The organism is Streptomyces regalis (assembly GCF_001509475.1).
Lineage (GTDB): Bacteria > Actinomycetota > Actinomycetes > Streptomycetales > Streptomycetaceae > Streptomyces > Streptomyces regalis.
Map to the genome: position 1 here is coordinate 1 of NZ_LLZG01000008.1, position 13,688 is coordinate 13,688.

General features: G+C 70.9%; 7 protein-coding genes and 2 pseudogenes. 5 read left to right on the forward strand and 4 right to left on the reverse strand.

The features are described from left to right. Positions 1-102: 102 nt before the first annotated feature. A pseudogene (locus ADL12_RS55965) lies at positions 103-230 on the forward strand (cation transporter); the annotation flags it as partial. 193 nt (positions 231-423) lie between these two features. On the opposite strand, the gene ADL12_RS02835 reads toward ADL12_RS55965, so the two are convergent. After that, a complete protein-coding gene (locus ADL12_RS02835; protein ID WP_062698093.1) occupies positions 424-1,926 on the reverse strand; it encodes a SulP family inorganic anion transporter in 1,503 nt (500 codons plus the stop codon). 411 nt (positions 1,927-2,337) lie between these two features. On the opposite strand from ADL12_RS02835, the gene ADL12_RS02840 reads away from it, so the two are divergent. Further along, complete coding sequence (locus ADL12_RS02840; RefSeq protein WP_208614456.1) at positions 2,338-2,778, forward strand: MerR family transcriptional regulator; 441 nt, start codon at positions 2,338-2,340, stop codon at positions 2,776-2,778. Positions 2,779-2,951: 173 nt separating this feature from the next. Next, entirely contained in the window at positions 2,952-3,770 is an 819-nt protein-coding gene (locus ADL12_RS02845; protein WP_244187747.1) for an alpha/beta hydrolase, read from the forward strand. A 256-nt stretch (positions 3,771-4,026) separates the two neighbouring features. On the opposite strand, the gene ADL12_RS02850 is transcribed toward ADL12_RS02845, so the two are convergent. The 3 genes from ADL12_RS02850 to ADL12_RS02860 all read right to left on the reverse strand — a co-directional run bounded on the left by ADL12_RS02850 (position 4,027) and on the right by ADL12_RS02860 (position 9,905). After that, the gene (locus ADL12_RS02850) at positions 4,027-6,966 is read right to left on the reverse strand and encodes a hypothetical protein (RefSeq protein WP_062698097.1); all 2,940 of its coding nucleotides are present in this window, start codon (positions 6,964-6,966) and stop codon (positions 4,027-4,029) included. Positions 6,967-6,968: 2 nt separating this feature from the next. Next, entirely contained in the window at positions 6,969-8,834 is a 1,866-nt protein-coding gene (locus ADL12_RS02855; RefSeq protein WP_062698099.1) for an HSP90 family protein, read from the reverse strand. A 78-nt stretch (positions 8,835-8,912) separates the two neighbouring features. Further along, positions 8,913-9,905 (reverse strand): hypothetical protein, encoded by a 993-nt coding sequence (locus ADL12_RS02860; RefSeq protein ID WP_062698101.1) that lies wholly within the window; start codon positions 9,903-9,905, stop codon positions 8,913-8,915. Positions 9,906-10,153: 248 nt separating this feature from the next. On the opposite strand from ADL12_RS02860, the gene pgm reads away from it, so the two are divergent. Continuing rightward, positions 10,154-11,794 (forward strand): phosphoglucomutase (alpha-D-glucose-1,6-bisphosphate-dependent), encoded by a 1,641-nt coding sequence (pgm, locus tag ADL12_RS02865; RefSeq protein ID WP_062698103.1) that lies wholly within the window; start codon positions 10,154-10,156, stop codon positions 11,792-11,794. 195 nt (positions 11,795-11,989) lie between these two features. Further along, positions 11,990-13,154 (forward strand): annotated as a pseudogene (locus ADL12_RS02870) (APC family permease). Positions 13,155-13,688 lie beyond the last annotated feature (534 nt).

Here is a 13,688-nt window from a genome sequence, read left to right on the forward strand (position 1 = left end):
AAGACCGCGCTGAACGCCTTCGACATCACCTTCGACGGCCGCCTCTCTGCAGCCCGTCAGTAACCGTCAACCCGGTTACACCGCTCGTTTGACAGACCCGCCGCCGTGAAGGAAGGCCGCGACGCGTGGCAGGGCAAGGGCTGCTGCGCTCCCCTGTCGCTGGCGTGGTCCCGGCAGCCGAGGGTGAGGGGCACGGTGTGTGCGGCTGTCGCCCTGGCTGCGACTGCTGCAACTCATCACCCAAGGACGGCGACCATGGGCCAGTCCGCAGCACGGCCGGCCACCCAGCGTTGAGCAAAGCGGCCAAGTGAGGCGCAGCGGTGGGTTGTCCCTCGGTGCCTCGGGCGTACGGGGTCGGCTTGAACGGGAGAGGGCCCCGGCGAGTGGCCGGGGCCCTCTTCTCGGGCGCGGGAGGAGGCTGGGTCAGTGACTGGCGAGTTCGCCGGTGAGCTTGCCGTGCAGGTCGGCGCTGGGGTCGTTCAGGCCGGTGATCTCGACGGTCTTGCCGCGCTGGCTGTACTTGGTCTCGATCGCGTCCAAGGCGGCCACGGAGGAGGCGTCCCAGATGTGGGCGGCGGACAGGTCGATGACCACATGGTCGGGGTCGGAGGCGTAGTTGAACTGGCTGATGAGGTCGTTGGAGGAGGCGAAGAACAATTCGCCGGTGACCCGGTAGACAACCGTCGTGCCGTCTGGGTCGGTCACGGCGGTGACGTTGGCGAGGTGGGCGACTCGCTTGGCGAAGATGACCATCGCTGTGATCGAGCCGACGACGACGCCGATGGCGAGGTTGTGGGTGGCGACGACGCAGGCGACGGTGACGACCATGACGGTGATCTCGCCGGCGGGCATCCGCTTGAGGGTCTTGGGGGCGAGGGAGTGCCAGTCGAAGGTCGCGAAGGACACCATGACCATGACGGCGACCAGGGCGGCCATGGGGATGTCGGAGACGACCGGGCCGAAGACGATGCACAGCACCATGAGGAACGCGCCGGCGAGGAAGGTGGACAGGCGGGTGCGGGCGCCGGACACCTTCACGTTGATCATCGTCTGCCCGATCATGGCGCAACCGCCCATGCCCCCGAAGAAGCCGGTGACGATGTTGGCGATGCCCTGGCCGATGGACTCGCGGGTCTTGGAGGATGGGGTGTCGGTGATGTCGTCGACCAGCTTGGCGGTCATCAGTGACTCCATCAGCCCGACCAGCGCCATGGCGAAGGCGTACGGCGCGATGGTGGTCAGCGTGTCGAACGTGAACGGCACGTCCGGCAGGCCCGGCACCGGCAGTGAGGATGGCAGGGCGCCCTTGTCGCCCACGGTCGGCACCGCGATCCCCGCCGCGACGGTGATGACGGTGAGGATGACGATGGACACCAGCGGCGCCGGGATCACCGTCGTGACCTTCGGGAAGAACACCATCAAGGCGAGGCCGCCGATGATCAGCGGATACACGGCCCATGGCACGTTCCGCATCTCCGGAACCTGCGCCATGAAGATCAGGATGGCGAGGGAGTTCACGAAGCCGACCATCACGGAGCGGGGGATGAAGCGCATCAGCTTGGCCACCCCGAGGGCGCCGAGCGCGACTTGGAAGACGCCGGCGAGGATGACCGCGGCGACCAGGTAACCGAAGCCGTGTTCTCGGTTCAGCGGCGCGATCACCAGCGCCACGGCCCCGGTCGCGGCCGAGATCATCGCCCGGCGTCCGCCCACGACGGAGATCACCACGGCCATGGTGAACGAGGCGAACAGGCCGATCGCCGGATCCACTCCGGCGATGATCGAGAACGAGATCGCCTCGGGAATCAGCGCGAGCGCAACGACGAGGCCGGCCAGGACCTCGGTACGCCACACCTTCGGATCGGACAGCCAGTCGGGACGCAGGCCACGCAGCCGCGCGGCGGGAGACAGAACGGAAGAAGACAAGGAAACAGGCACCTGTCGTAGTCGGGCACGCCCTGTCTCAGCAGGCCGGGGCGGCGGAACGGCGCGGGCGGGCCAGGGCGGCACCCCGCGGGCGGCCCGAGCAAGGCGGACCGGAAGTCTTCGGTGAAGCGGACGCAGCAGGGGCAGCCGCAAATTTCACGCGGCCGGGCTCGTCTTCAGGGGCGCAGCGTCACGGCGGGCAGGCGGCGGCGTCGGGCAGCATGGTCACGCGCACGCTCTCTCCTGCAGGGCAATCGGATCTTCGCCGGGGGCGCCGTCGGCCCCGACACAGCAGTGGTGGGGCCGGCAGACCTCCACCATCGAAGACTCTACCCTAACGTTAGAGTAGGGATCGGTGGTCGCACAGGACGCGGCAGCACCAGGCACACCGCGAAGGGCCGGGGTACGGGCGTGGACGACAAGCACATGCAGATCGGCGAAGTCGCCTCGCGGACCGAGCTGTCCCTGCGCACCATCCGCCACTACGAGGAGACCGGCCTGGTCGTCCCCTCCGCCCGCTCCCAGGGCGGCTTCCGCCTCTACACCGAGAGCGACGTCGCCCGGCTGATGGTCATCCGCCGCATGAAACCCCTCGGCTTCACCCTCGACCAGATGCGCGACCTGCTCGACGCCACCGACCGCCTCGACTCGGACAGCGCGCTCGACGCCGGTGAGAGGGAAGCTCTGCTGGAACGCGTGCGGATCTACGAGCAAGCCGCCACCGAGCAGGTAGAAAAGCTTCGCGTCCAGCTGTCCCGTGCAGAGGACTTCGCCGCCACGCTCAACGCCCGTCTGGAGCACGACACCGCGCCGACCGTCTCCGCCGAGCGGGCCCAACCGGTCACCAGTTAGTCGTACGGTCACCGCCGCTACGTGAGTTCGGGGCCCAATCGGCTTCCCAATGGAGAAGTCAAGCCGTGTGGGGGCAGTCATAAACCCCGTTGAGGCCGTTCGTGATCTCTCCTAGGTTGGCTCGGGTGACGATCGAGGTGCCCTACCAGCCGCTTCCGATTCACCAGTCAGACGTGCGCTATGCCCATGGCCCCGACTCCGCCTTGCAGCCCGGCGTGCCCGTCGGTGAGACGATCGGGTTCGACTGGAGCGACAGCGCGATCTACCCGGGAACGTCACGGAAGTTCTGGGTGCATGTGCCCGCGCGGTACGACCCCACGGAGCCGGCGTCGCTGATGGTGTTCCAGGACGGATGGTGGTACCTGGACCCTGAAGGGGAGGTCCGCGGCACGATCGTTCTGGACAATCTCGTCCACCGCGGTGACATCCCGGTCACCATCGGCGTGTTCGTCGACCCGGGCGTCTTCCCGGATGCTGAGGATCCGAGGAACCGCAACACCGAGTACGACGCCTACGACGATCGGTACGTCAGCTTTCTCCTGACAGAGATCATCCCTGAGGTCATGAAGCACTACTCGATCGCCGAGGACCCCGACCGGTGGGGCATCTGTGGTGGCAGTAGCGGCGGGAACTGCGCCTTCACCGCAGCCTGGCTGCGCCCGGACAAATTCCGCCGGGTGATCGGGTACTTGTCCAGCTTCACGCAGATGCCAGACGGCAACCCGTACCCCGAACTCATCCCCCGCGTCCCTCGCAAGCCGCTGCGCATCTTCATGCAAGCGGGCCATCGTGACCTGCGCTGGAACGAGCCCGAGGCAAACTGGCTCGCCGACAACCTGCGCGTCGCGGCCGCGCTCGCAGAAGCCGGCTACGACTTCCGCCTTGTCCTGGGCGATGGCGGCCACAGCCCCAACCACGGCGGTGTCCTGCTTCCCGATGCCCTCCGCTGGCTGTGGCGGTCGGACGATCACCCGGACCAACCGGTGGGCTGAGGCGCGGCGACTTCGTAGAGGCGACCGTCCCTCCGCCGTCTCTCCTGCGCCGGATCACCCGCTTCACATGAGCCACGGCCAAGCCAGCCGGCCTGCAGCGGCGCCAGGCCGCGCCGTACCGCGAGGACCGGCCGGTGTCCTGCCCAGGCGGCCCCGTGCCCGAGACGGACGTGGGACGCTGCCGTCCGCCACGTCACACGTCCTGCTCCGGCGCCACCGTTTCGCAAACGGATCCGGTACGGCCGCACCGACCGCGTCACTCCTCGTCGCGCAGTCGGGCCGCGAGGGAGATGAGCGGTTCGGTGTCCTCGGTGTGGCCTAGGGCGGTCAGGTGGGAGACCGCCGCGTCGAGGCGGGTGAGGGCGGCGGCGGGGCGTTCCAGATAGATGCCCTCGACTGCGCCCGCGAGGCGGACGCACTCGGCCCACTCACCGGCGCGGGCGTCCTGCGGTCCTGGCTCCCCTAGCAGGCCCAGGGCCTTCTCCAAGGCGGCCAGGGCTTCCTCGGACTCGCCCGCGTAGGCGTTGACGCGCCCGTGTTCGTAGGCCAGGGCCGTGTCCAGGGAGCGCCCCTGACCCTCGTACCCGGCGGCGCGGGCCTCGTCGGCGATCCGGCCGGCGTCGGCGAGGAAGGCGAGGGCGTCCGTCAAGCCGTCGGGGCCCTGCTGCTGTGTCTGGAGGCGGGCGAGTTCACGCAGGCAGCTGCTGAGCTGCTCGTAGCGCGGGTCCTGGGCGTGGGCGGCGATCGCCTGGTCCGCGGCCTCGCGGGCCCGGCCGAACTCGCCGGACTCGCCGAGGAGTACGGCCGTCTCCGCGGCAATCATGGCGTGGCTGCCCGGGTCGTCCTTCCAGTCGGCCGACTCGGCCGCGAGGGCGACGAACTCCGCTGTGGCGGCCTTGAGGTCCTCCCCCGCGTGCAGCGCGCGGGCGCGGGTCAGGCGCAGCTGGGCGACGAGCCGGTCGTCCAGCTCACCGGCGGTGACGTCCGGTTCGGCCAGCAGGGAGTCGAGCAGGGCGATGCTGTCCTCGATACGGCCGAGGTCGAGGCTGAGCTGGGCCGCGTTGCTGTAGGTGCAGAACGCGTCCGTGCGGCTGCCGCGGCGCAGGTCCAGCTCCGCCGAGCGCGTCAGGTGCCGCAGCGCCTCGTCGGGGCGGCCCAGGTGCATGCAGGCCTCGGCCAGATCACCGTGGAGGCGGGTGGTGTCGAGCGCGTCGGCCGGCCAGTCGGCGGCCAGGCGCAAGCCCTCGGTCAGGTCCGCGTACGCGGCCTGGGCATCCCGTAGGCCGAGCTGGAGCCGGCCACGCAGTCCGAGCGTGCGGGGCAGGTGCCAGGCAGGGCCGTGCGCCTTCAGCCGGTCGAGGAGGGCGCCGATCTCGGCGACTGCGGCGGGCAGATCGCCGGAGATGGCGTAGGTGCTCGCGCGCAGCAGCAGGGCGCCGGAGATCTGCCCGGCGATGTCATGCCGGGTGGCGAACGTGTGCAGCAGGTCCACCTCGGCGAAGACCGGCGCGACGTGCTCCTCGCTGCCCGAGGTCTGCAGGCGCAGGGCGAGCGCGGTCACCCGCAGCCGCAGCAGGCGGGCCTCCAGGTCCCGAGCGAGGCCGGGGGTCTCCTCCTGCAGGCGGACGATCGACGCGTGGGCGGCGGTCAACGCGGCGGCCTTCGCCTCGGCTCCGTCCGCGCCTTGCGCGGGGAGCTCGGCGCCGGCGAGCAGGGCGCAGGCGCGAGCGAGCGCCGCGTGGCCCGGCAGGCCGGCATCGTCGTACAGGGCCGCGGCCTCCTCGTGGAGGGCGACGGCTTCGGCGTGTTCGTCCTTCGCGCTCGCCCGGCCCGCCTCGTCGGCCAGCAGGTCCGCGCGCAGCTGCACGAGCGGGCCCACGGCCGGGTCGTCGGGGTGGGTGTAGTCACGGGCGGCGCTGAGAGCACGCAGCCGCGCCCAGCAGACGTGTGCGTCCGGGTGCCCCTGCTCCTCCAACTCCCTTGCGTGGAGGATGAGTTCGGGCAGCTCATCCGGGACGGTGGCGGCCGTACGGACGGTGGGCGCGGCAATCGGGGCGGGCGGGGCCACGTCGTCGAGGCTGCGGGTGCGCAGGGTCAGTTCCAGCGCGTCCAGGAGCGGGGCGCGGTCGAGGCGGGATGTGCGGCGGTCGGTGTGGGCCGTGGTCCCGTTGCGGGCGTCGAAGCGGGCGGCGAGGTCGTCGGCGCGGCCCCTCACCTCGGCCCGCAGACCGGCCACCGTCCAGGTGCGGCCCGGATATCCGGCGGCGGGCAGGTCGCCGTGGCCGAGGCCCTCGACGCGCTGAAGGAGGACTTCCACGCCGGTGAGGAAGTCGAGCTGGTCCAGCGGCGAGGCGACCTCGTCGAACAGGTTCCGGTTTTCGGCGAGCAGTTCCAGGCCGCGTGCCTCGTTGCCGGTCAGCGCGCAGAACTCCAGGTGCCGGCCGACCTCCCCGGACATCGAGGGGTTGCGGCGGCAGCCGCGGTAACCGGTGAGGTGCAGTTCGCGGGCCCGGTCGGCGCGTCCGGTGCGCAGCAGGGGCAGCAGCGCGTACGACAGGGAGCGGGCGGGCTCCTCCTGGCAGGACTCCTTCCCGGCCAGGACGGGCTCCCAGACGCGCAGCGCACGCTCGTCGTCGCCCGCGGTGAGGTGGTACAGGGCGCGCTCGCAGATCTCGCAGGCCTCGCAGTCACTGAGCCGGGTGCGGGTGCGGCCCGCCCACAGTTCATAGGCGAGGGTGGTGTCCTCGCCCACGTGGGCGGCGAGCTGGTACGCCTGGCCGTAGTAGGGCTGGAGGCCGAGGCCGGCCTTCTCGTACCGGTCGCGCATCTCCGTCAGCCACTGGCGCAGGCTGGCCAGCGGTATCTCGGGCAGCTGGCGCAGGGCGTGCCCCACCCACTTGAACCGCCAGTGGAGCATGTGGCGCAGGCGGTCGTCGAAGACGTCGGGCTGCTCGTCGAAGAGGGTGAGCAGGCGGGCGAAGACGACGGGCGACTTCCGGGGTTCGGAGCCGTAGGTGTACGCCTCCTGGAGTTCGAGGAGCGCGTGGACGAGCGGGACGGGCTCGGCGAACTGCTCGGCGGCGTCGACGAGTTCCTCGGCGGTGACAGTGCGGGTGCGGCCGTACGGGCGCCGGTCGTTCTCCTTCAGCGCCTGGTACAGCTCGTCGGTGCTCTGGGGATGGGGTGCGGTGGGCATCGTCAGCTGTCCTTGCGCAGGGCGTGGGCGAGAAGGTCGAGGAAGGAGCGGTTGATGAGGCTCGATTCGGCGGGCCTGAGCGGGCGCCGGGACAGCATCGCGGCCTGGCCGTAGAGGGCTTCGGCGCTGGTGCGGGCCAGCTCGGGCTCGTCGATGGCGACGGCGGTGCGGACCAGCGGGTTGAGCTGGTTGAGGATCAGCTGGGCCCGCGGGGCCTCCTGGCGCAGGGCGCCGAGGATGTCGCCCCACAGGCCGCCCTCCTGCTCGCGGGCGAGCTGGGAGCGGGTGCGTTCGTGCCGGGCCTCCCGGCTGTCGATGAGGAGGGCGGGGGCGGAGACGGGCTGGAACGTGCGCAGCGCGACGTCGCAGTCGAAGACGGCGAGGGCGTCGCGGGCCAGGGCCAGGTAGGCCGCGGCGGCCAGTTCCGTCTCCCGGTCGACGGGGTCGAGGTGGGCGGTGAGGGTCGCCGGGTCGAGGTCGGCGACGGTGGCCTCGGGCCTGATCTCGGGCAGCCGGTGGACCAGTTCACGGTCGTAGGTGTAGCCGCCGTTGACGACGCCGAGCCCGGCGGCGGAAGCGATCGCGGCGACCTGGCGGAACTCCTCGACGCTCGACGTCACGAGCACGGTGCGGTGGGTGCGCGCGAACTCGTCGAGGGTGCAGTGCCCGTCGGTGGTCTCGAACGGCAGCCAGGGCAGCAGCATCCGCAGGATCTCGTCGTCGTGCACCGCGAGCGACTTCACGGCCAGGTGGTGGGCCTGGAGGAAGCGGCCGAGCAGGTCCGGGTCGCTGGCGGCGGCCCGGGCGATCCACGCGCGCAGCCGCTCGGCGAGGGCGTCGCGGACGGCGGCGAGGGTGTCGTCCTCGTACAGGGACTCGCGGGAGGCCGTCGGGCGCAGGCTCTCGGCGTCGACGACGCAGCGGACGAAGAACGCCCACTCGGGGAGGATCTCCTCGGCCTGCTCGGACAGCAACATGCCCTTGACGTGCACGCGGTGGCCGTGGCGGCGCCCGGCCGGCACCGTCTCGGGCAGCACGCAGGCGATGCCCTTCAGGCCTACGGCCGGCAGGTCCAGTTCGATGGTGTCCAGTGGCGTGAACCCGAAGACGTCCTCGCCGTACGCGGCCAGGGCACGGGAACGGGCTCCCGGTGTGGGGTACGTGCGCGCCCAGGGGGCGGGCTCGGGGTTGACGGACGCGCCCGGACCGTCCGTGCCACCCGGGCCGCCTGTGCCGTCGTCGAAGGTCACCGGGTGGCGCAACAGGGAGCCGAAGTGGCGGGCCAGCGCGTGCACCTGGGCCGGGCGGGTCCACTCGCCCGCGTCGGCGCGCGGTGTCAGCGTGACGGTGGTGCCGGGCCGGGGGCGGGCGGAGGCGGGCAGGGTGCGGACGGTGTAGCTGCCGTCGCCGCGTCCCCGCCACTCCACGGCGGGCGCGTCGGGGGTGCGGGCGGAGCGGCTCAGGACGTGGATCTCGTCTGCGACCAGGAAGCAGGACAGCAGGCCGATGCCGAACTGGCCGATGAAGTCGGCGCGCTGCTCGGCGATGCGGTCGGCACGCTTGCTGCTGCGGCCGATCGTGGCGAGGAAGGTGTGCACGTCGGCCTCGGTGAGACCGACGCCGTCGTCCTCGACGCGTACGACGGAGCCGTTGGCGTACAGGCGGACGCCGAAGGCGTCGGCGGGGGCGGTCGGTTCGAGGGCGTGCCGGGCGGTCAGCGCGTCCACCGCGTTCTGCATCAGTTCGCGCAAGTAGACGCGGGGGCTGGAGTAGAGGTGGTGGGAGAGGAGATCGACGAGGCCGCGCAGATCGACCTGGAAGGTGCGGTCGGTGGCGGCGTGGTGGGCGGAGGTGTCACGCAGGGGCATGGGGCAGTCCGGGGTGAAGGGAACGGCGGAGGTCAGCGGGACCGGCCGAAGACGGGCGGTGACGGTGTGGCCGGTGGCTCAGAAGGCCTTGCGGAAGCGCGCGTACGCTTTCTCCGGGTCCGCCATGAAGGTCCACGGCCACTCGGTGATCACACCGTCCAGCTCGCGGAAGACATTGGAGGCCTTGCTGCTGCCCGCCAGCGAGAGGGCCATGGCGAAGATGTTGTAGTCGCCCTGCCAGCCCAGGCGGCGCTCGTACGCGTGGTGCAGGATGCTGCGCTCCGCGGCCTCCCTCAACTCGGTCCGGATCCGCGGCTGCTGCAGGCAGTCGCGGTCGTCGGACTCCACCCACTCCTCGATACGTGCCATGGCGATGACACAACCGAGCCGGTGCCCGTCGGGCGCGCCGGCGAAGGCCTTCTGGGCGAACTCCAGGGCCTGGCCCGGCTCTCCGCCCCAGCGGGGCTGGAGGTGCGACACCCACTCCAGGTGGACGTCCAGGTTCAGCGGATCACGGCGCAGACCGGCCGCGAGCCGGGCCTCCTGGACACTGTCGTCGACGGACATGCCGCGTCCCGAGGTGAGCAGATGGCGCCACGGCGTGACCCAGTCGGGCCGCAGCTCGGCGGCCTCGAGCAGGTGTTCCTCGGCGATGCGCAGTCGCTCGTAGAAGGTCTGCCACTGCTCGCGGCTGACGTCCACGGCACGGGCGGACGTGCGCGCCTCCCAGCCCCAGTTGACATGGCGCGCACCCGAGATCAGCAGGGCCGTCGCCCGGAGCTCCTTGTCGCCCTTGTCCTCCTCGGCGGCCCGGACGGCCCACTCCTCCACACCGTCCAGAACGGCCAGCTGCCCCAGGACCGCCTGCTCGCGGCCGAGATCGAAGGGGGCCAGCGCCACCTTGACCGCCTCCCAGTCCCCCGCGTCGGCCGCCTCGACCAGCGCGAGCACGCGCGCGTCCCCCAGCGCGCGCAGGGTGTAGACCCCGTGCTTCTTCCTGCGCGGGACAGGAAGGACGTGCGGGTCCGCCACCGGTCCTTCCGCTCCTCTGCCGAACAGCCTGCCCAACATGCCGCGCCCTCCCCTGGGTCCCGCGTGATCTTCCGGTGCAGCATAAACGGCCCCACTGACACCGCTTCCACAGGGTTTTCACTCATGCTTCACGGGCCGGGCAACGCCCCTCGCCCACAACGACGGCCCGTTGCCGAGGAGCGTAGTCCGGCACGCAGCGCGTCGAACAGCCCGTTCGCATCCCGGTGGGCCGGGCAGGGGAGAATGAGGGCCGTACCCAACGGTCGACCCTTGCAGAGGAGCGGGAAATGCAGGACGCGCGAGCGGGACAGGTCGCCGGACCCGAGGACCTCGTCGATGTGGCCCGCCTGGTCACGGCGTACTATGCGCTGCACCCCGACCCGGCCGAACCAGGACAGCGAGTGGCGTTCGGCACTTCGGGGCACCGCGGCTCATCGCTCGCGGCGGCGTTCAACGAAGACCACATTGCGGCCACCAGCCAGGCCATCTGCGAGTACCGGGCCGCCCGGGGCACCGACGGCCCCCTCTTCCTCGGCGCCGACACCCATGCCCTGTCCGAGCCCGCCCGGATCACAGCGCTGGAGGTGTTCGCCGCCAACGACGTGACCGTCCTCATCGACCAGGCCGACGGCTACACGCCCACCCCGGCCGTCTCGCATGCCATCCTCACCCACAACCGGAACCGTACGTCCGGACTCGCCGACGGCGTGGTGGTCACCCCCTCGCACAACCCGCCCGCCGACGGCGGCTTCAAGTACAACCCGCCGAGCGGTGGCCCGGCCGGTTCTGAGGCGACCTCGTGGATCCAGGACCGCGCCAACGAGATCATCACCGGCGGCCTGAAGGACGTACGGCGCATCCCCTACAGCCGTGCCCTTGCCGCGCCCGGCACGGGCCGCCACGACTTCCTCGGCAGCTATGTGGCCGACCTGCCGAACGTGCTGGACCTGGAGGCGATCCGGTCGGCCGGCGTGCGGATCGGCGCTGATCCGCTCGGCGGCGCCTCCGTCGCGTACTGGGGCCGGATCGCCGAACAGCACGGCCTCGATCTGACGGTGGTGAACCCGCTCACCGACCCCACCTGGCGCTTCATGACGCTGGACTGGGACGGCAAGATCCGCATGGATTGCTCCTCGCCGTACGCCATGGCCTCGCTCATCGAGCAGCGCGACCTGTTCGACATCGCCACCGGCAATGACGCCGACGCCGACCGGCACGGCATCGTCACGCCGGACGGGGGCCTGATGAACCCCAACCACTATCTGGCCGTGGCGATTTCGTACCTCTTCTCGCACCGGGAGCAGTGGCCCGCGGGCGCCGGGATCGGCAAGACACTGGTGTCGTCCGGCATGATCGACCGGGTCGCGGCGGACGTTGGCCGGCCGCTGGTCGAAGTCCCGGTCGGATTCAAGTGGTTCGTGGACGGTCTGTCGGACGGCACGCTCGGCTTCGGCGGCGAAGAGTCGGCGGGCGCATCCTTCCTGCGCCGCGACGGTTCGGTGTGGACCACCGACAAGGACGGCATCATCCTGGCCCTGCTCGCCTCCGAGATCGCGGCCGTCACCGACAAGACGCCCTCGGAGCACTACGCGCAGCTCACCGGCCGCTTCGGTGCCCCCGCCTACGCGCGCGTCGACGCCCCGGCCTCCCGCGAGGAGAAGGCTCTGCTCGCCAAGCTGTCCCCGCGCCAGGTCACCGCCGACACCCTGGCCGACGAGCCGGTCACCACGGTGCTCACCGAGGCCCCCGGCAACGGCGCCGCCCTCGGCGGGATCAAGGTCGCCACCGCCAACGCCTGGTTCGCCGCCCGTCCTTCGGGCACCGAGGACGTCTACAAGATCTACGCGGAGTCGTTCCTCGGCCCGGACCATCTGCGCCGCATCCAAGAAGAGGCCAGGTCCGTCGTACTCGCCGCGCTGGACGCCTGACACGGACGCTGACGGAAAAACGCAGGTCCGCCACGCACGTACGAAGAACAGGGCCGTCGTTGAACGAAGGCATCACTCACGGTCTGCCGGGCAGGTGAGACGTTGTCCGGCTCAGTGATCGACGCTTCAGGGGGAGCCTTCGTGTCCGCAACCGGAACTGATGCCGCCGCACCGCCGCACCGGGACGACACCCCGCTGCGGCGGGCCATCGGTGGCAAGGTCGGCGGAGCGCTGTGGCTGCCGTTCGTCATCGGCTTCGTCGTGGCCATCCTGACGGCAGCCTCGTACGTGGAACTCGTCGGCAAGTACCCGAAGGCGGCCGGCGCGGCGCTCTACACCCAGAAGGCGTTCCAGGTCCCGTTCCTCACCTTCATCGTCGCCTTCATGGTCATGTGCTCGGCCTGTCCTCGGCAAGCGCGGCGGCCCGCGCCTTCAGCGGCGACCACCTCGCCGAATTCGGGGCGTGTCGGAGTCCGTGAAGACCAACGTGGTCCTCACCGTGGTCGAACTGACAGGCCTGCTCATCATCCTCGCCATCGGCGCCTGGGCGGTCCTGTCCGGTGACGGTGAGCCGTCGCGGCTCGGCGAGTTCCAGGCGGAGGGCACCGGCTTCGCGCTGATCACCAGCGTGCTGGGAGCGACGGCTCTCGGCTTCTTCGCCTTCGTGGGGTTCGAGGACTCCGTCAACATGGCCGAGGAGACCAAGGATCCGGTACGTACGTTTCCACGCGCCATCTTCACCGGGGTCGTCGTCACCGGCACCCTCTACATCCTGGTCGCCCTGGTCTCCTCACTACTCGTCGACCACCGCGTGCTCGAGGACTCCAGCGGGCCGCTGCTGGAGGTCGTCAAGGCCGGAGGGCTCGACTTCCCGCCCAAGCTGTTCGCGCTGATCGCCCTGTTCGCGGTGACCAACTCGGCCCTGATCAACATCATGATGGCGTCGCGCCTGTGCTACGGCATGGCGAACGAACGTATCCTGCCGCGCGCCCTGGGCCGCGTTGTCCCCCGGCGCCGCACGCCGGTCGTCGGCATCGTCTTCGTCTCGCTGCTCGCCATCGGGCTGGTCTCCACCGGGGAGATCGAGGGCCTCGGCGACACCACGGCCTTCCTGCTCCTGTGCGTCTTCGCTGTCGTCAACATCGCCGTCCTCGTCCAGCGCCGGGACCGGGTCGAGCACCAGCACTTCCGTACGCCGACCGTGTTGCCGGTGCTCGGCGCGATCACCTCCCTGATCCTGGCCGGCCCGCTGTCCGACCGGCCCGCGAATGTCTACATCCGGGCAGGCGTGCTGCTGGCGATCGGCATTGCGCTGTGGGTGCTGAACAAGGTGGTGCTGCGGGTGCGCGGCGAGGTGTGATCGCGTCCCGGTTCCGTTGGCGGGTTCGGGTTCGAGTGCGCCGTTGTGTGCGCAGCAGCGGCGGGGGACGGCGGCTGGGTGGGAGGTGCGCAAACCCTGTCGGGCCGCCGTCCAGGGCCGGACCTCGCGGGGATCGAGCACATCACGGATTCGCTTGATCCGGTCGCCTGCGACGTCGAACGCCGGTACCGATACGGCGACGCGGTCCAGCTGAGCCACCAGGCGGGCCGGCCATTCACCGTGCACTGCGGGATCACCACGCCCGCCACCGGGACGACACCGTCGCCGTCTCCGGCTGCCGGGGGCCGGGGTCGGAAAGCAGGCGAGCGCGCGCCTTCAGTGCGCATGTGCAGGTGGGGGCCGACGACCCGCCCGACGACCTCCTCGAGCACACCGACCGCGAACCGATCGCGCACGTGCCGGCTCGGCACCCCCGTAGGACTGTCCGGGCTGTGACAGCCACCCTGGGGATCCCACAGCAGCCGCCCTGGACGGCGCCCAGAACACCCACCGCGTGGCCCGCCTCGCGCCCGG